General features: G+C 56.7%; 18 protein-coding genes. 10 read left to right on the top strand and 8 right to left on the bottom strand.

What is annotated here, in order from left to right; translation table 11 throughout:
• Positions 1-70: 70 nt before the first annotated feature.
• The 3 genes from ACL2XN_RS22465 to ACL2XN_RS22455 all read right to left on the bottom strand — a co-directional run bounded on the left by ACL2XN_RS22465 (position 71) and on the right by ACL2XN_RS22455 (position 2,031).
• A complete protein-coding gene (locus ACL2XN_RS22465; RefSeq protein ID WP_410013644.1) occupies positions 71-616 on the bottom strand; it encodes a YfaZ family outer membrane protein in 546 nt (181 codons plus the stop codon).
• Between the two features lie 145 nt (positions 617-761).
• Complete coding sequence (locus ACL2XN_RS22460; protein ID WP_410013643.1) at positions 762-938, bottom strand: DUF3606 domain-containing protein; 177 nt, start codon at positions 936-938, stop codon at positions 762-764.
• A 262-nt stretch (positions 939-1,200) separates the two neighbouring features.
• Positions 1,201-2,031 (bottom strand): SDR family oxidoreductase, encoded by an 831-nt coding sequence (locus tag ACL2XN_RS22455; RefSeq protein ID WP_410013642.1) that lies wholly within the window; start codon positions 2,029-2,031, stop codon positions 1,201-1,203.
• Positions 2,032-2,148: 117 nt separating this feature from the next.
• Here ACL2XN_RS22455 and ACL2XN_RS22450 point away from each other — a divergent pair, with 117 nt between their 5' ends.
• From ACL2XN_RS22450 to ACL2XN_RS22425, 6 genes are all read left to right on the top strand, one after another.
• A complete protein-coding gene (locus ACL2XN_RS22450) occupies positions 2,149-3,039 on the top strand; it encodes a LysR family transcriptional regulator (RefSeq protein ID WP_413721373.1) in 891 nt (296 codons plus the stop codon).
• A 75-nt stretch (positions 3,040-3,114) separates the two neighbouring features.
• Complete coding sequence (locus tag ACL2XN_RS22445; RefSeq protein ID WP_413729506.1) at positions 3,115-4,287, top strand: hypothetical protein; 1,173 nt, start codon at positions 3,115-3,117, stop codon at positions 4,285-4,287.
• A 205-nt stretch (positions 4,288-4,492) separates the two neighbouring features.
• On the top strand, positions 4,493-5,344 hold the full coding sequence (locus ACL2XN_RS22440) for an ABC transporter ATP-binding protein (protein ID WP_410013639.1): 852 nt from the start codon (positions 4,493-4,495) through the stop codon (positions 5,342-5,344).
• Positions 5,341-6,123: an ABC transporter permease gene (locus ACL2XN_RS22435; protein WP_410013638.1), complete on the top strand. Its 783-nt coding sequence runs from the start codon at positions 5,341-5,343 to the stop codon at positions 6,121-6,123. The genes ACL2XN_RS22440 and ACL2XN_RS22435 overlap by 4 nt, the downstream gene beginning before the upstream one ends.
• Before the next feature lie 37 nt (positions 6,124-6,160).
• Positions 6,161-7,246 carry an ABC transporter substrate-binding protein gene (locus ACL2XN_RS22430; RefSeq protein WP_413729505.1) on the top strand — a complete coding sequence of 362 codons (1,086 nt, stop codon included), beginning with the start codon at positions 6,161-6,163 and terminating at the stop codon, positions 7,244-7,246.
• Positions 7,246-8,562 (top strand): acyl-CoA thioester hydrolase/BAAT C-terminal domain-containing protein, encoded by a 1,317-nt coding sequence (locus ACL2XN_RS22425; RefSeq protein WP_413729504.1) that lies wholly within the window; start codon positions 7,246-7,248, stop codon positions 8,560-8,562. The genes ACL2XN_RS22430 and ACL2XN_RS22425 overlap by 1 nt, the downstream gene beginning before the upstream one ends.
• A 24-nt stretch (positions 8,563-8,586) precedes the next feature.
• Here ACL2XN_RS22425 and ACL2XN_RS22420 read toward each other — a convergent pair whose 3' ends face one another.
• The gene (locus tag ACL2XN_RS22420; protein WP_410013635.1) at positions 8,587-9,228 is read right to left on the bottom strand and encodes an HD domain-containing protein; all 642 of its coding nucleotides are present in this window, start codon (positions 9,226-9,228) and stop codon (positions 8,587-8,589) included.
• A 135-nt stretch (positions 9,229-9,363) separates the two neighbouring features.
• Here ACL2XN_RS22420 and ACL2XN_RS22415 point away from each other — a divergent pair, with 135 nt between their 5' ends.
• Complete coding sequence (locus ACL2XN_RS22415; protein WP_413729503.1) at positions 9,364-10,329, top strand: GlxA family transcriptional regulator; 966 nt, start codon at positions 9,364-9,366, stop codon at positions 10,327-10,329.
• A 204-nt stretch (positions 10,330-10,533) separates the two neighbouring features.
• A complete protein-coding gene (locus ACL2XN_RS22410; RefSeq protein ID WP_413729502.1) occupies positions 10,534-11,382 on the top strand; it encodes a hypothetical protein in 849 nt (282 codons plus the stop codon).
• A gap of 160 nt (positions 11,383-11,542) precedes the next feature.
• On the opposite strand, the gene psiE is transcribed toward ACL2XN_RS22410, so the two are convergent.
• Positions 11,543-11,941, bottom strand: coding sequence for a phosphate-starvation-inducible protein PsiE (gene psiE / locus ACL2XN_RS22405; protein WP_410013632.1), 399 nt, complete (start codon positions 11,939-11,941; stop codon positions 11,543-11,545).
• Positions 11,942-12,189: 248 nt separating this feature from the next.
• Positions 12,190-12,621 (bottom strand): OsmC family protein, encoded by a 432-nt coding sequence (locus ACL2XN_RS22400; protein ID WP_413729501.1) that lies wholly within the window; start codon positions 12,619-12,621, stop codon positions 12,190-12,192.
• Positions 12,622-13,189: 568 nt separating this feature from the next.
• Here ACL2XN_RS22400 and ACL2XN_RS22395 point away from each other — a divergent pair.
• A complete protein-coding gene (locus ACL2XN_RS22395) occupies positions 13,190-15,016 on the top strand; it encodes a methyl-accepting chemotaxis protein (RefSeq protein ID WP_413729500.1) in 1,827 nt (608 codons plus the stop codon).
• A gap of 15 nt (positions 15,017-15,031) precedes the next feature.
• On the opposite strand, the gene ACL2XN_RS22390 is transcribed toward ACL2XN_RS22395, so the two are convergent.
• The gene (locus tag ACL2XN_RS22390; protein WP_410016736.1) at positions 15,032-15,769 is read right to left on the bottom strand and encodes an SDR family oxidoreductase; all 738 of its coding nucleotides are present in this window, start codon (positions 15,767-15,769) and stop codon (positions 15,032-15,034) included.
• A 141-nt stretch (positions 15,770-15,910) separates the two neighbouring features.
• Here ACL2XN_RS22390 and ACL2XN_RS22385 point away from each other — a divergent pair, with 141 nt between their 5' ends.
• Positions 15,911-16,819 (top strand): cupin domain-containing protein, encoded by a 909-nt coding sequence (locus ACL2XN_RS22385; protein ID WP_413721382.1) that lies wholly within the window; start codon positions 15,911-15,913, stop codon positions 16,817-16,819.
• On the opposite strand, the gene ACL2XN_RS22380 is transcribed toward ACL2XN_RS22385, so the two are convergent.
• Complete coding sequence (locus ACL2XN_RS22380) at positions 16,820-17,305, bottom strand: RcnB family protein (protein WP_413721383.1); 486 nt, start codon at positions 17,303-17,305, stop codon at positions 16,820-16,822. It lies immediately after the preceding gene.
• Positions 17,306-17,337 lie beyond the last annotated feature (32 nt).

Here is a 17,337-nt window from a genome sequence, read left to right as displayed (position 1 = left end):
CCGCCGCCGGGCGGTCTTGTTTCGATCAAATGAAATCGCAGGCATGATGACGGGAGGACGAGGACGCCCCTCAGAAGTTAAACGCGCCGCCGATATACGGGCCGTCGGCCAGGATATTGTCGCGGTCGCCGTCCTTGCCGTCCATCGCCATATAGCGGTAACCGACGCTGACGGTTACCAGCGGGATGGCGGTCAACCTGACGCCGGCATTGGCTTCGGTATAGTTTTCCACGCCGCTGGAAAGGGAATCCGGCGAGTAGTAATAATCGCCATACAGGCTGAACAGGCTGCCCACCGGCAACTGCAGGCCTCCGCCCACGGCAATGGCATAACCTTCATCGCCGTCTTTTGGCCCCACATACAGTCCCTTGCCGCCCACGGTGCCCATAAACGGGCCGAGGGGAATATTGTAACCGAGGCCGAGACCGGCGACATCGCCGTTGTCATCGTTATGCGCCCAATTGCCGCTGACGGCAATGCCCGGCGTAGTGGTCCCGAAACCAACGCCTACGTTGGTATAATGTTCGCCGACTTCACCGGTTACGCTTACGGCATTGGCGGATGCGGCGGCCAGTAACAGGCTGGCGGCGGCGCCAGCAATAAAAAACGTCTTCATTGTTTTCTTCCTGAATCATCAAAATGGTCGGGAAACATTCCACCGCAGGAAGTTTAACGCAAAGAGTTGAAAGTGTAATGAGGTTAATTATATAAATTTCAGATACAAGCATTCACCCTGATTGGCGCGCCCCGCCGCCGGCGCATTATTTACCACAATGCTCCTTCACGTCTTTCGTGCCATTGCCGACCGCCCTGATGGCGGCGGAGAGTTTTTGTTTGGTGATTCCTAAGGTTTGCGTCCAGTACTCCACTTCCCACGGTTCCCGCAGGCTGATAAAATTTTTATCTTTCGGCTCTTGAAGATGAATTTGTTCACTCATTTCGTCGTGTCCCTGCTGATGGGAATAGCCCCATACCAGTTATAAGTTTATATAACTGAATAGCAACAGGGATTATTTAACTTTTGGGGCTGGATCATGACCCTGACCGAATAAAGCCGTTTATCTGCAAAACGTGAAAAGGATCGCAGTAACTTTTATTGTCTGCGGGAAATGTCGCCGCCCGGTAAATTACTAAATTAATCATCGCGCAGAGGATCGGCACCCGGAATCATTCCCGCCGCCCTGCGCGATATCTTGTCTTTCACTGGTCAATATCGGTCGATAAAGCAATGTCTTTTTGCGCTTCCAGCGCGGCCAGCCGCTGCGTCAGCGTCGCGTGGAGATGATCATAAGCCTGGCTGCCCAGCGTCAGCCGCCGGGGAGCGGGGCTGCGCTCCACGCTGGCCATGATTTCCCGGACCATCTTTACCGGGTCCCCCAGGATCGGGAAAGCCTCAGCGGCCAGCGCGCGACGCATATCCCCCGCCGGGGTGGCGTCATACTCCGCCATCGGCGGCGGGGTGATCAGCGCGCCGCCGAAGCCTGTTTTCGCCGGTCCCGGTTCCACCAGGGTAAACTCGATATTGAACGGCGCCACTTCCTGGGCCACCGCCTCGACGAATCCCTCGATACCCCATTTAGTGGCATGATACAGGCTGAAATTGGGATAGGCGGTTTGGCCGCCCTCCGAGGATATCTGCAGGATCCGCCCGCCGCCCTGGCGGCGCAGGTGCGGCAAGGCGACGCGGATAAGCTGGATCGAGCCGATGAGATTGGTATCGATCTGATGACGGATCTGCTCATCGCTCGCCTCCTCGCCCGCGCCGAACACCGCATAACCGGCATTGCTCACCACGATGTCGATACGGCCCCAATGCGCGACGGCCTGATCGAAAACACGATGCACCTGCTGCGTATCGGTAACGTCCAACGACGCCACCCACAGACGGTCGCCATACCGCGCCAGCAGATCGTCAAGCGCGCCGGTCTTGCGCAAGGTTGCCGCGACGCGATCGCCGCGCGCCAGGAGTTTTTCCGTCAGTTCCCGGCCAAGTCCCGAGGACGTGCCGGTAATAAACCACGTTCTAGACATACGCTGTCTCCTTATTGTTAAGGCGCCGCTATGATGGCGCGTTAACTGAGTATAAGGCCCGCAGATCCATGCTACTATCCGTACAATATCGCATGAAGAAGTGAAATAAACCCAGCAATGAAAAAACCCGATTTAGCGGATTTAACCGCTTTCGCCGCGATAGTCGCCCATCGCAGCTTTCGCAAGGCGGCGGACGAGCTAGGCCTGTCCCCCTCCACCCTCAGCCATATGATGCGGGTGCTGGAGCAGAATATGGGGGTGCGGCTGCTGCACCGGACCACCCGCAGCGTGGCGCCCACCGAGGCCGGCGAGCGGCTGGTGTCCCGTCTGCGCCCGTTGCTCAGGGATCTGGATTCGGCGCTGGAGGATGTCAACGAATTCCGCGACCGGCCCAGCGGCATATTACGCATTAACGCCAGCGAGCCGGCGGCCCGGCAACTGCTGGCGCGGGTGGTGCCGGCGTTTCTGGCGCGCTACCCGGAAATGTCCCTCGATCTGGTGACGGAGAACCGGCTGGTGGATATCGTCGCCGGCGGTTTTGACGCCGGCGTTCGCCTGGGCGAGGCGCTGCCGCAGGATATGATTGCCGTGCGTTTCGGCGGCGAGGTACGTTTTGTGACGGTGGCCGCTCCCGCCTATCTGGCGGGCCGCAGGCCGCCGCAGACGCCGGACGACTTGAAAGGACATGAATGCATCCGCCTGCGCCTGCCCAGCGGCAAGATTTTCCGCTGGGAATTTGCCCGCAACGGCCAGGAAATCGCCCTCGACGTGCCCGGCGCCCTGACCCTGGACCACCTGGGCCTGATGGCGGAATCCGCCGCCGCCGGACTGGGCATCGCCTACTTACCCGCGCCGGTGGCCCAGCCCTATATCGACCAGGGTAAACTTATCCGGGTGCTTGAGGAGTGGTGCCCGCCGATACCCGGGTTATTTTTATATTATCCCGGCAATCGCCATGTGCCGTTGGGGCTGAGGGCATTTATTGCCGTATTGAAAGAAGTTGATTAGTTTATTCGTAGATATTATTTTTTCAAATAAATTAATATCTGGCATTAATTAAATTCAATAGCACCGCGCATTGCAATGCTATTACCTGTTCGCGTAAACTGCGCAGCGCATTACTTATTGCGCACTATGCTTCGGCACTTATGCCATCAATATAATGCTCACTCCCATCGACATCATTATCCATTAGGTTTCTACTATATGCCTTTAAATGTAACACTCGCCTCGGCACCGAAAAATCAGCCATCCCTTACCGCCGGCCCTGGCAGCACCGCGCACGACCACCATCTTGCCGGTGACCTTTTAATTGCATTGTTAAAAAAAACCGGCTACGCCGCAACGCCGCTTCCCGCAGAAATAGGGGATGTGACTATAGATAGCAATAATATCGATTTTTTTAATGAGATTTTCGTTAAAACGTATACCGCTACCCGTGATAAAAAAAACGTTCAGGACATCCGATTCGACAACGCATTCACCCTTTCGCTGCTCGACTGCGATGGCGGATTGGTAATAGCCTATGGCGAGAAAGTCTTTGAGCTGTCTAATATTACTATCGAATTATTAACGAATTTAATCATAAGCGATTACCATGATCATCCCGCCGCGTACGATAATACGCTGCTGGCGGATTTTATCCTGATGCAGACAGCGCTGGACGATAATACCGATAAACCCGATGTCCATAAAAAAATCGATATCCTGCATAATATATACCACGACATTCCCCAGCCCTGTTTTATTGCCGCCGCGTATATGATGGCGCACAGATCCATCAGTCCTTTCGACTTTTCCGTACCGGCGTCTATCCTGGCGCAGCTCAGGCAAGGCGGGCAGTTCGACATCGGCTTATGCATGCTGGACGGTAACGATATCAGCCAGGAGCGCCATGGCGTCGATTTTACCCTCACGCGCCATGATAATCAGAAAACCAGCCTGCAGGCGAATGTCCGCCCCCGGGATTTATTTAACCACGCGGCGGAGATACGGCATTTTCTTGCCGCCAATTTAGGCGACCACTGTATTTTTCTGACCAGCAGCTACAGCGTCGGCCACTTTTGCTATTATGATATTAAAAATGATATTGTTTATTCCGGTCGGACAAAGGCGCTTTCCGCGGTAGCCTCCGGCATACATTTCGTCGACTATATGGCAACAAAATATAATAAAGATAATGAAAAGCAGCAAATCACTTTGTTTTGCACGAATAATAGCGCGGTTGAAGTAGCGAAAATCATCGACAGCTTCTGATCAACCCCGCGTCATCAGCACCGCCAATACGCCGTCAGCACCTGGCCGGCGCTGATCCTTAAGCAGCTCAGCCGATGCATTTAACTCATATTTAATCCCGGTTTATTTATTAGAGCTTCCATTATTTTCCTCACATACTGAGCCATGTCAAATCACCCCAGACACCCGCGGTGAGCTGCTCACAATATGCATTAAGGATCATTTTATGGTTGCCGTTTCACCCCGCTTTACGGGGGCTATTGTCCGGGGCGCGCCGGGCGATACGCTTTCTTCGCCGCCGGGCATTGCCCCGGCTGACCCGATGCTTAACGCCGAAGGTATTTCGGTCACCTACCGTACCCGTCGTGGGATAATAGAAGCGCTGAAACAGGTCAGCCTGCGCATCGGCACGGGCGAGTTCGTCACGCTGCTGGGGCCGTCCGGCTGCGGAAAATCGACGCTGCTGAAAATCGCCGCCGGCCTGCTGCGTCCCTCCGCGGGGCAAATTACCATTGCCGGCAAGCCGTCCCACGGCCCTAACCGCAATATCGGCGTGGCGTTCCAGAAACCCACCCTGATGCCCTGGAAAACCGTGCTGGAAAATATCCTCATGCCGGCGCATACGCTTAAGCTGGATTTCACCCGGGCCCATGCCCGCGCCCTGGAACTGCTCGCGCTGGTGGGACTGAGCGAATTCAGCCACAACTACCCTAATGAACTGTCCGGGGGCATGCAGCAGAGAGTCGGGCTGGCGCGCATGCTGCTGGGGGATCCCAAACTGTTATTGATGGATGAGCCCTTCGCGGCGCTGGATGCCATGACCCGGGAAACCCTGACCCTGGAACTGCAGCGCGTCTGGCTGCAAGACCGGAAATCCGTGCTGTTTATTACCCATAGCATCCCGGAGGCGGTGTTCCTGTCGGACCGGGTCCTGGTCATGTCCGCCCGCCCGGGAACCCTTATCGAGGACTACCGGATAACCCTGCCGCGGCCCCGATCGCCTGAGACCCTTTCCTCGCCCCCGTTCAGCGAGGCATGCCGGCACCTGCGCCGGCATTTTATGGAGCACGCGCAATGAACCGGATCCTATCGGTGATTTATCCGCTGATAACGCTTACGGTATTGTTGCTGGCATGGCAACTGGCCGTCAGCCTGCTGAATATTCCGGAATATATTTTACCCGCCCCCACCGCGGTGTGGACCACCCTGCTGGATCTGTTCCGCCAGGGCGTTATCTGGAAGCATATCGGCTATACCCTGTCGGCCACGCTTATCGGGTATGCGCTGGGCAGCGGCTTTGCCCTGATCGCCGGCGCCGCGCTGGCGGAATCCGCCACCTTCGAAAAATTCGTTTACCCGCTGCTGGTGGCTATCCAATCCACGCCTAAAGTGGCCCTGGCGCCGCTGATCCTGGTCTGGTTTGGTTTCGGCATCGCCTCAAAGGTGGTGCTGGTGGTGCTGTTATGCTTTTTCCCGCTGTTTATCAATACTCTGGTGGGATTTAAGCGGGTAGATGCCGACCTGATTGACGCCTGCCGGGCCTTTTCCGCCTCCCGCTGGTATATCTTCCGCCACGTTAAGCTGCCGTCGGTGGCCGGGGATATTTTTGCCGGTCTGCAGATAGGCATTGCGCTGGCGCTGATTGGCGCCGTGGTGGGCGAACTGGTGTCGTCGGAAGCCGGGCTCGGTTACATGATTGGCGCCGCCGCGGCGAATTTAAACGTCAGCACGATGTTTGCCGGCGTATTCCTGCTGGCGGTGATAGGGCTTATCGGGGCGCAAAGCGTGCGCTGGCTGCACCGGCGCCTGGTTTTTTGGGAAACACCCCGGGCCGATGATACCCGCACGGTGCGCTAACCCCAGGTTTGATGACATTAACGAGGCTCGCTATTTCATGACACAATGTGGTTATTTATTCAGCACTTTTTTTTGCCTGGCGCTAAGTGCGGCGGCCCAGGCTGAAGAACAGATTATCGTGGGATTGAATATTCCCCAAACCGTGGTCGACGGCAGTATTTATAGCGCCGCCGATAAGCTGGGTTACTTCCGCGCGGAAAACCTGGCGGTGAAAACCATCGTTTTCCAGGGCGCCGGCGCCCTGCTGCCGCAGGTTAACAGCAAAAAAATCGATATCGGCTTTCCGATGCCGGAGCCGGTGCTGGCGTCCTATGCCCCCGGCAAACAACCCTTGCCGGTACAGTTTTTCTATAACGCCCGGCCTTCCGGCGGCATGGAGCTGGCGGTATTGGACAGTTCGCCCATCAAGACCCTGGCCGACCTGAAAGGGAAAAAAATCGGCGTCGGCGCCCTGACCTGGGCTTCGATTCCGCAAACCCGCGCCGTGCTGGCCAACCAGGGACTGAATCCGGATAAAGACGTGCAGATCGTGGCCACCGGCGCGCTCGGCGCCGGCTTCCTGGCGTTAAAGGAAGGCCGCGTCGACGCGCTGAACTTTAACCAGAGCTGGCACGACATGCTGGAGCAAAGCGGCACTAAAATCCGCCGGTTGTCCTATCCGGCCGAATTTTCCGCGATGGTGGGCAATGGCTTTATCGCCCATAACGATACCCTGCGCGATCGCCGCGCCATGCTGGTGGGTTTTGGCCGCGCCATCACCAAGGCCACACTGGCATGTGAGGCCAATCCCGGCTTCTGCGTCCAGACATTCTGGCAGGCGCAGCCGGAATTAAAACCGGGCGCCGAGGTCTACCAGGCCAGGCTGAAAGACGCGGTATTCCTGCTGGAGCGCCGGTTAAAACGCACCCTTTACACACCTGAGGGTCAGCCGGTGGTGCCGGGACGATACGATATCGACGCCATTGCCCGCTATGTCGCCTTGATGCATGACGCCGGTGAGTTGGACGTGGCCAGCGTACCGCTGGATAAGATTTTCACCAACGCGCTGGTCGGCGATATTAATCATTTCGATAAACAGGCCGTACAGCAACAGGCCCGCGTGGCCAAAATGGAGGAGAATTGATGATGCCGCTGACACTGACCGTTACCCCGGCCATCGCCTTGGTGGATGAACCGCGCCGCATCCGTCTCCATGGCCTGCGCCCCGGCGCCACGGTTGAGATTGAAGCCACATCCCGCACCGGCGATGGCGCGGCCTGGCGCAGTTACGCGCAATTTATCGCGGCGGATGACGGCACGGTGGATTTGCAGCGTGATGCGCCGGTTGCCGGTGATTACCGGGGCGTAGACGGCCAGGGATTACTGTGGTCGCAGCGGCAGGTTTCCCCGCCGACCGGCGCCGCCGGCCATCCGGCGGTTATCGCGCCGGTCACCGTGCATCTGCGCGCAACGGGACGCTCCGCCGGGGTGGATGCCGCACCTGTCCATACCGACGCGCAAATGGTGCAACAGTTTAGCGCCGATAACGTCGCCTATCGGCCGATTGAAGAGCAGGGCCTGGTGGGCGCGCTCTATACGCCTGGCACGCCGGGGCCGCATCCGGTGGTTATCTACCTCAACGGATCCGGCGGCGGCATCAATCATCAGCGCGCCGCGTTATGGGCTTCCCGCGGCTATGCGGCGCTGGCATTGGGGTACTTCGGCGCGCCGGGCCTGCCGTCGCATATCTCCGCCACGCCGCTGGAATATTTCGCCGACGCCCTGGCCTGGGTACACGAGCGGCTGCGGCCGCGCAAGGGTTTTGTCGCGGTCAGCGGGCAGTCGCGCGGCGGGGAATTATCCCTGCTGCTGGCCGCCACCTTTCCCGAACGGGTGTCCGCCGTGATCGCCTATGTTCCCAGTTCGGTAACGCACGGCGTACTGGCGGCGGGACGCCCGGGTGAAAGCCGCTTCGCGCCCTGCTGGGTTTACCAGGGCAAGCCGCTGCCGATTGTCTGGCATGGAAACGACGCGCAGGCATGCTGGCGCGAAATTGACAACGCCCCGCAGCCGCGGCGCCAGGCGGCGTCGTTTGTCCACGCCCAGCGGAATACCGCCGCGGTGGAAGCCGCGCGCATCCGGGTGGAAAATATGCGCTGCCCGGTGCTGTTGATTTCCGGCGGCGACGATGGATTCTGGCCGTCCACCGACTACTGCCGCCATGTGACCAGGACGCTTAACGATCACGCCTATCCTTACCCCGTTCAGCACCTGGATTATCCCGACGCCGGCCACGCCATCGCCACGCCGTATGTGCCGGCCACGGTTATCGATAAGCCCCATGCGGTATCGGGCATTATCATGGCCGCCGGCGGCACGCCCGCCGCCAATGCCCACGCCTCGGCGGATTCGTGGCACCACAGCCTGGCGTTTATGGCAAAACTGACGCAAAGCCGCTGATCAACTCGCCGCCTTGCGCGGCGGTTACCCTTTCCAGCGCGACGCGCGGATAAGCGCGCAAAAGTCGCCGGGCATAAAACCCGGTTCCTTATCGGCAATCACATCGGCTTTAACATTGCCGAAGGTGGTGTCCGGCTTATGCTTAATGCCGTCATAAAACGCCTGGATAATGTCTTCTTTAAACGCCGGCGTGCGCGGATGCTCGGCCACCACCTGTTCCCGCACGTCTTCCGGGTAGGACGCATAGTTAATGCCCAGTACATCCATCTCCACGCCGGCGGTGACCAGGGCGATTTCCGGCGCCATAAACTCCGGCACCCCCGGCGTGGTATGCAGGGCGATGGCGGTCCAGACCTTATCGATATCCGCCTGGCCGACACCGTACCGGCGCAGGAAATCGCGCGCCGCATCGGCGCCGTCCACCTCAAAACGCTTATCGCAGCTGCAGTGCTCCCGTGTCAGCCCCATGTCGTGGAACAGGCAGCCGATATACAACAATTCTTGATCGACGCGAAGGCCGCGCTGCCGCCCGGCCAGCGCCCCCCAATAATAGGTGCGGCTGGAATGATGAAACAGCAGATCGGATTCGGTGTCGCGCACCAGCTCCGTTGCTTCGCGCGCCATTTTACTGTCGGGTACGCTGATACCGTTGATGCTGAAAGCCATGGTGATTACCTCCGGTTAATTGACCTGACCAGGGTAATGGCTCATGCTCAGTGTCTTCAATCACCGTATTACGACGATTTGAGACAAAACGCTGACCGGTGCCATGCAATAACCCATTGAGGTACGGAATAGGATATGCGTAAAGAAATAGTCTGCCTCGCGCTGCCCGGCGCGCAGCTGCTGGATATTTCCGGGCCGCTGGACGTGTTTGCCGAGGCGAACGCCATCCTGGGGCGCGTGGTTTACCGTATGCGGGTCATGGGGCTGGATCAGCAGATCATTACCTCATCCTCGGGGGTAAAAATCGTCCCCGACCTGTCGTTGCGGGAGACGCTTACCGGGCCGCTGGATAGCTTTCTGGTGGCGGGCGCGCCGGCGGCGGCGGGCGTTAATCTGGATGCACACAGCCTGGCGGCGCTGGCGGCCTGCTGCCGGCAAAGCCAGCGTTATGGCTCGGTATGCACCGGCGCGCTGGTGCTGGCGGCTACCGGATTAATGGATGGCTTCCGGGTCACCACCCATTGGGCGGTATGCGGGGAACTGGCGCGCCGCTACCCCGGCGTGCGGGTCAATGGCGATGAAATCTATATCTGCGACGGCCCGCTGCGCACGGCGGCGGGCGTAACGTCCGGTCTGGATCTGGCGCTGCGGATGGTGGAAGAGGATCTGGGCCGCGAGGTGGCGATGGCGATCGCCGCCAACCTGGTGATGTTTTTCACCCGCCCGGTCGGCCAAGGGCACTTCAGCCGCAGCGGCCGCGCCTCGCTGGCCGGCAGATCGTCCTTGCAGGATATGCAGCGCTGGGCCGTCGCCCATCTCGATGAGGTGAAAAAGGTGAAAACCCTGGCCGATCATATGCAGCTCAGTACCCGGCATTTTACGCGTCTCTTCCAGGAGGCGCTGGGAGTGGCGCCGGCGCGCTGGCTGGAGCAGGAGCGGGTGGCCAAAGCGCGCGACCTGCTTGAATCCAGCCGTCTGGCGCCGAAGGAAATCGCCGCCGCCTGCGGTTTTTCCAGCGTGGATATTCTGCGGCGCGCCTTTTTACGGCGGCTGAAAACCACGCCCACGCAATATCGCCGCTATTATATCGGCCTTGATTGAGCGCAAGGGCAAACCCGCCTGCGCGCGGCCACACCAACGTCGCTACCGCCTAATCAACACGCCTGGCAAGTCCTCCGGGGCAATCTCCTACAAAATTTCAAAGAATAGCGTTCAATCTCTGTACTGATTAAGCGCTTTATCAAAGACACCGGTGATTTATTATACCCACACTCTTTTTATCAGGTGAAACTCAACGGCGGGCGCATGAACAATATCAATTCAACATCCTCTACCTCCGATACCGCCATAAATGATGTCGCCGCCGCTCGGCAAGCCGGGCCGTTCAATCCGGCATTCGGCTTAAGCGTAACCAATGTCCCGCGGCCCTTTACCGCAATGCGCAGCCCCATACTCCGCCACCAGGAAGGCCCCCCGGCAAAAATCCATAAACCAAACTTCGCCGATGGCGATAATACCCCCGGCAAGGGAAACCCTGGTTTCGCCTGTCGTTCATATGAATGTTTAAAACAAGAACTGCATAAAAAATATTATGATATAAGCGTTTTGTTGCCGCATGAAAAACACCTTTATCTGCCGATTTTGCTCGACGGCGATAGCGGGACGATAGAACTGCTCAAAAATACCACCCTTATCGATGATAGTGATAACCCTGCTTTAAACTTTCACGCGGCATCCGGCAGGCTGTCCATTACAACTGTCACAGATAAAGATGATAATGAATTTAACGATATCCCGTTAAAACTGATGGACCAAATAAATATGCATTATCCTATATTAGGTAATAATTTCTATGCATCTTATTATTGTGAGCCAAATAAAAAGCAAAAAATGTATAAACTGATATTCCCTAAGAAAAATTTTACGGGGGAAAATTTTTATCTGACGTTGGAATGCGCAAATACGGTATTTAATGCCGCATCGATCAATAAGAAATTTTATATTTCATTGGTTATAATGCATTTAAGTAACTATCTAAAGCACGCCGGCTTGCCTGAGCTTAATCATGATGTTATTGACAAATTATTGCAGGGATATCCGTCATTGGCCAATAGCGGCAAGGGGATTTTGCAATGCTTAGCGGCCTATTACTGAAGGCTCCTTGCCTTACCCTCGCCCACCAATGCGCCATGGCGCGTTTTTATCATGTAAAAGCAGGCCGGATGATGTCCGGCGCCGGCACGTTTTCATCCAGGCGACGATCGCCAGACTTGGGGGAAGCGCTAATCATGGGCAGTCCGCATCACTGACGGGGCTATTCGCGCTTAAGCCGGTTACTGTTGACCAGCCACAGCGTTACCACCAGGATTAATATGGCGGCCGAATAATACAGCGTATCCTGCGGATCTTTATGATCGACGATAATCAGGCGGATAATCGCCGTGATGCCGATATAGACAAAGTAGCGCAGCGGAAAGTGATACCCGGACTGGAAATACTTCACAATCAGGGCGATAAACTCAAAATACAGAAAATAAATGACGATGCCTTCAATCATCTGGTAGTAAGACGCCAGTTCGCCGTTTACCAGCAACACCCTGGCCAGAAGAACGGTTTCCTTACCCATAAAAACGATCAGGATCGCCGCCAGGAACAGCAGGCCGATATTCAGGATCATTTGCAGCACGGTCGCTATACGCATACCGGTAATCATACCCATACCTCGTCGTGATAGTTTCCTTACGGAAAGACCGGTAAGCATAGCATGATTTTTGTGATGAATATCACATTAAACCAGCGCAGCCGGGTACTTGCCTTCAGGCGAGTAAAGGAAGAGCAAGGGGTTTGGCGGCGCGGCGAAACGCGGTATGCGGCGTAGGGAGGGGAAACCCACTGCGTGGTAAAGCGGTGGCGCAAACCCCGCCCTGATAGACGGGGTGCGGATCAGGTCGTGCTGCCGATTCAGTTTTTTAACTGGTAGGTCAGCGTAATCTCAGCCTTAAGCACCTTGGACACCGGGCAGTTTTCTTTTGCCTGCTGGATAATGGCGTCAAATTCCTGTTTATCGATCCCTGGCACTACCACGCTGCTGTCCAGGGCGATTTTAGTGATGCCGTAGCCGCCGCCCACCTTATCAAGGGAAACATCGGCTTTGGTATCAATACTCTGCGCAGTGTATCCCTTCTCGCCCAGCATCAAGGATAGCGCCATGGAAAAACAGGCCGAGTGGGCGGCGCCGATAAGCTCTTCGGGATTGGTGCCGGGTTTACCTTCAAAGCGGGTATTGAAGCCATAGGGTTGCTGGCTTAAGGCGCCGCTTTCCGTGGAGATGGTGCCCTTACCCTGCTTGATATCGCCTTCCCAATGTGCCTGTCCGTGTTTATGAATAGTCATCTGCATCCTCCTGTTTGTTACCCATAGGCTTTTAGTATAGCTACTCTTGCCGGAGGTGGGGAAATCCCAGGCCAATGCGGCCGGGTAAGCGACGTGACAGTCATCCGGTTTATTTTTTCGCTCTTTTGTGAAAGCGGCTATTCTATTTCCGCCAAGCGGCTGGCGGAAAATATATGCCCTGTTATTTTATTAACAAATAGCAGTAATTATTTCCCAACGTTCATTTGCATTCGGTAAGCCGAGGCATTACCCGTCACGATTGAGCCATCATCATCTCTTGGACAGTTGCACTATTTTTTTCAGGCATCCGCATATCAGCGCGGGCAAAAGACAAAAATTGGGCTTAACGCCATCACGCAAAGCACAGGGTGGCATGAGCGAATCCCCATAATTCCCACAACAACCGCCCTACCGCCGCCGCACCACTCTGCATCGATATTTTTACTGTCCATTCTCTCATTCCGCGGAAAATAACCTAAAGAAGCGGAAAAATTTGCCGATAGCTAGGCAGGACATTTATCTCAGGTATTACACAGTTTGATTTGTGACATTTATATGGGAAACAGAAATGACAAGTTTAATAAGTAAAATAAATAGCATTAAAGTGTCACATAAACTTTTTTTAGGCTTCGGCATTGTCTTATTACTGGTCGTTATTGCATCAGGCCTTAGTGTTCAACGCTTCAAGGAAATTCGCGATATTTATGAAAAGACCAATCTGGTTTATAATATAAATATTGATGTTTTCCAGGTTAAAGTCAACCGCGTTAAATACCTTTACTCGTCCGACGACGCGGTGCGTAAAGTCATGGCCGGCTTTATCGATGACGCCGCCGCGCTCACCCACCAAGCCCAGGCGCTGTCATGGGATAAAGAATCGATGGCAAGCCTGGATAGCATTGCCCGCTATCTGGGAGATTTTAATAAATCTCTGGAAAACATGAGTGTTTTTTCCAAAAAGATGGTTGCCATCCGCGCCCAGCTGGACGATCTCCATAACCAGGACGCCATCGGCCCCTTTAAAACCGCCTTGCTAAACCAGACGTTTGGCACCGATATGGATAATCAACTCAATGATTTTGTATTGGCCTTTATTTTAATTAAAGACAACTCCTTTAATTTGCAATTAAAAGGCACCGATGAGGCATTAGCCTTGCTGCAAAAAAATTATGCGGATGCAGAGAAAAAATATAACGATTTAGCGGTCAGCCTCGCACCGGAAAAGAAGCCTGACCTGGATGCTTTTTGGAGCTACTTTGGCAAATATAAGGATATAAGCCAGAACTACTATGCCGATTATAAGGATTTAAATGCGGCGGAAAACGGCGTAAAACTTGCCGGCGATAAAAGCAGCGCCGCGGTCAAAGTCATTATTAATATCGTGAAAGAAAAAAATGACGCGCTGGCGTACGGCTCTTCAAGCATTACCATTATCATCGGCCTGATTGCGGTGGTCTTCGGTATTCTCGTCTCCTGGTATATCACCCGGCAGATTACCCGGCCGGTGCTGAAAAATCTCGCGGTTGCCGAGCGCATTGCCGACGGCGATCTCACCGCGTCGATAACGCCTGAAAGTCATGATGAACTGGGCCAGCTTACCGCCGCCATGGCGCGCATGAACGCCAAACTGCGCACCATCATTTCCGATGTGCGCGACAGCGTCGGCACCGTGGCCTCGTCGGCGGCCAAAATCGCCACGGGCAATACCGACCTGTCTTCCCGCACCGAGCAACAGGCCGCCGCCGTGGTCGAGACCGCCGCCAGCATGGAAGAGCTTACCTCAACGGTGAAAAACAACGCCGACAACGCCAGACATGCCAGCCAGATCGCCGGCGAAGCCACCCACAATGCCCATCAAGGCGGCGAAGTGATGAAAAATGTCGTCAGGACCATGGACGACATCTCCCTGAGTTCGAAAAAAATCACCGATATTACCGCCGTCATCAACAGCATCGCTTTCCAGACCAATATCCTGGCGCTTAACGCGGCGGTGGAAGCGGCGCGCGCCGGCGAGCAGGGCCGTGGGTTCGCGGTGGTGGCCAGCGAAGTACGCAATTTGTCGCAACGCAGTTCGCAGGCGGCGAAAGAGATCGCCACCTTAATAGGCGAGTCCGTCTCGCGCATTGACGTGGGCACCAAACTGGTGGCCCAGGCCGGCGATACCATGGAGCAAATCGTCGCCTCGGTTTCGCGCGTCAACGACATCATGGGCGAGATTTCCTCGGCCTCGGAGGAGCAAAGCCACGGCATCGAACAAATCGCCCGGGCGATCAGCGAGCTGGATACCACAACCCAACAGAACGCCGCTCTGGTCACCGAGTCCTCCCTTGCCGCCAACACGCTGGAAGACCAGTCGGCGGTGCTGGAGGAACTGGTTGCCAGCTTCCGTTTATAGCGGCCGCCTTGCGGGTTAACCCTGCGCGGTGGGACGCACGATAATCTCGCCCACATCCACATCGGCGGGCTGTTCAATGGCAAAGGCGATGGCGCGCGCTATCGCCTCAGGCGCAATGCCGAACGTGTTCATGGACTCTTCGATCCGGGCCTTGACGGCCGGATCGGTGATGGTCTGCGCAAAGTCGGTACGCGTCATACCGGGAGAGATGACCGTGACCCGCAGCGTTTCCCCCGCCTCTTGCCGCAGCCCTTCGGAGATGGCGCGCACCGCCATTTTCGTGCCGGCATAGACCGCCATGGTCGGTACGATACGATGCGCGGCGGTGGACGCGGTGTGGACAAAATGGCCGAAACCCTGGGCGCGGAACACCGGCAGCGCGGCGGCAATACCATACAACACGCCCTTGATATTAATATCGATCATCGCCTCCCAGTCGTCTACCTTCAGTTCGTCGAGAGGTGAAATCGGGCCCACGCCGGCGTTGCCGATCAAAACATCCAGCTTGCCATACCGTTCGCACGCCAGGTCGACAATACGCGCCACATCGTCGCGCCGGGTGACATCGGTTTGCAAACAGGCCGCGTCCCCCCCCTCGGTTCGTATACGGGTTGCCAGCGCCGCCAGCCGCTCCGGCCTGCGCGCGCCCAGCACCACTTTAGCGCCGCGCGACGCCAGCAGCAGCGCGGTCGCCGCGCCGATACCGCTGCCCGCGCCGGTAATAATCACCACTTTACCGTTGATTTGCGACATGAATACGCCTCCACCTAATTCGCCATCAAAATCGGCGCGGCCTTGCCGGGCCACGCCGGGGACAGATGGCATCATGGCGCCCGCCGGCCGATTAATCTATAATCAATTCTCCGCTATTTATCATCGATCGTACGGAATGTTATGGACCCGTTGTCGGATGTGTTTTCCCTGTTGAAAGCTAAAAGCCTGTTGTCGGCGCGCATTGAGGTGCACGGTCCCTGGGCGATGCGTTTCTCCGGCCTGAGCCATATCAAATTCGCCGGCGTGTTGGAAGGATCATTCTGGCTGTGGAGTGAAGATGGCATGCCGCCCGTGCATATCATGACCGGTGATTTTTATTTGCTGACGCGCGGCCAGGACTATTGCACCGGCAGCGATCCCACGCTGGCGCCGGTTGATGGCCGGGAGGCCCTGGCGAAAAACCTTGGCGCAGACGGTATTGCGCGTTATGGCGACAGCGGCGAGAAGGTGAGCGCGGCGGGCGGACGTTTTATTTTTGCGCACGACTCCGGCACCCTGTTATTGAAGCTACTGCCGCCGGTGGTTCATGTGCCGGCGGCGTCAGCCAGCGCCGCGCCGCTGCGCGCGGTGCTGGAACTGCTGCGCATCGAGACCGAAGCCTCACGCCCGGGGGCCGCGGTGGTGGCCACCAATCTCGCCAATATGGTGCTCATCCAGATCCTGCGGGCGCACCTGGGGTCGGGTATGCAAGCGCCCGGCTGGCTGGGCGCCCTGGCCGATCCGCAGATCGGCGCGGCGCTGGGCCTGATGCACGCCGATATCGCCCGCCGCTGGACCGTGGGGGAACTGGCGGCCAGGGTCGCCATGTCGCGCACCACGTTCTCGCAGCATTTCAGGCGGCTGGTCGGGGTGCCGCCGCTGCAATATCTTATCGAGTGGCGCATGGCGGTGGCGGGCGACGCCCTGCGGGCCGGCAAAAGTCTGGCGGCGGTGGCGGACAGCGTCGGTTACGGTTCCGATACGGCATTTAGTGCGGCGTTTACGCGCACCACCGGCCAAAGGCCGGGGCGTTACCGGGCGCAAAGGTAGTCAGTTATTACTGAAAAAGATATCGCCCGATTCGGCTTTGAGAATTTTGCCGGTGTCATTGGTGATCAGAAGGTAATTGCCGCTGGCATAGGTCCAATGGCTATTCTCTACCGGGGCGGGCAAATGGCGCTTTTGCCATTCGACAATTTCATACTGCTTGGTGAGGTATTTAGCCGGTACCGTATCGCCGATTTGATGCTCTTTATCATCGATAATGATTTTATTGAGCTCGTAGGACGGGGGCGCGGCGGGCTGGGGCTGCGTAAGCTCCGGTTGGGGTTGCGTAAGCTGCGGCTGCGCCGAATCCGGTTGCGCGGGTGCCGGCGCCTGTTCAGGCTGCGCCGGCTCCTGCTGCGGTTGTACCTGTTCCTGCTGCGGCGCAACGGCATCCTGCTCGCCTTCCGCCCGTACGGGGGAAACCAGGCTGAGGCTGCCGGCCAGTAATCCCGCCGTAAAGAGTAAAACTTGAGTCCTGCTGCGCATCATGTCTCCCGCTGTAAATGCTGTTTTATCAAAAT

This window comes from Sodalis sp. RH22, assembly GCF_047324165.1.
GTDB lineage: Bacteria > Pseudomonadota > Gammaproteobacteria > Enterobacterales > Enterobacteriaceae > Acerihabitans.
This window is presented reverse-complemented; position numbering and strand designations above follow the sequence as displayed.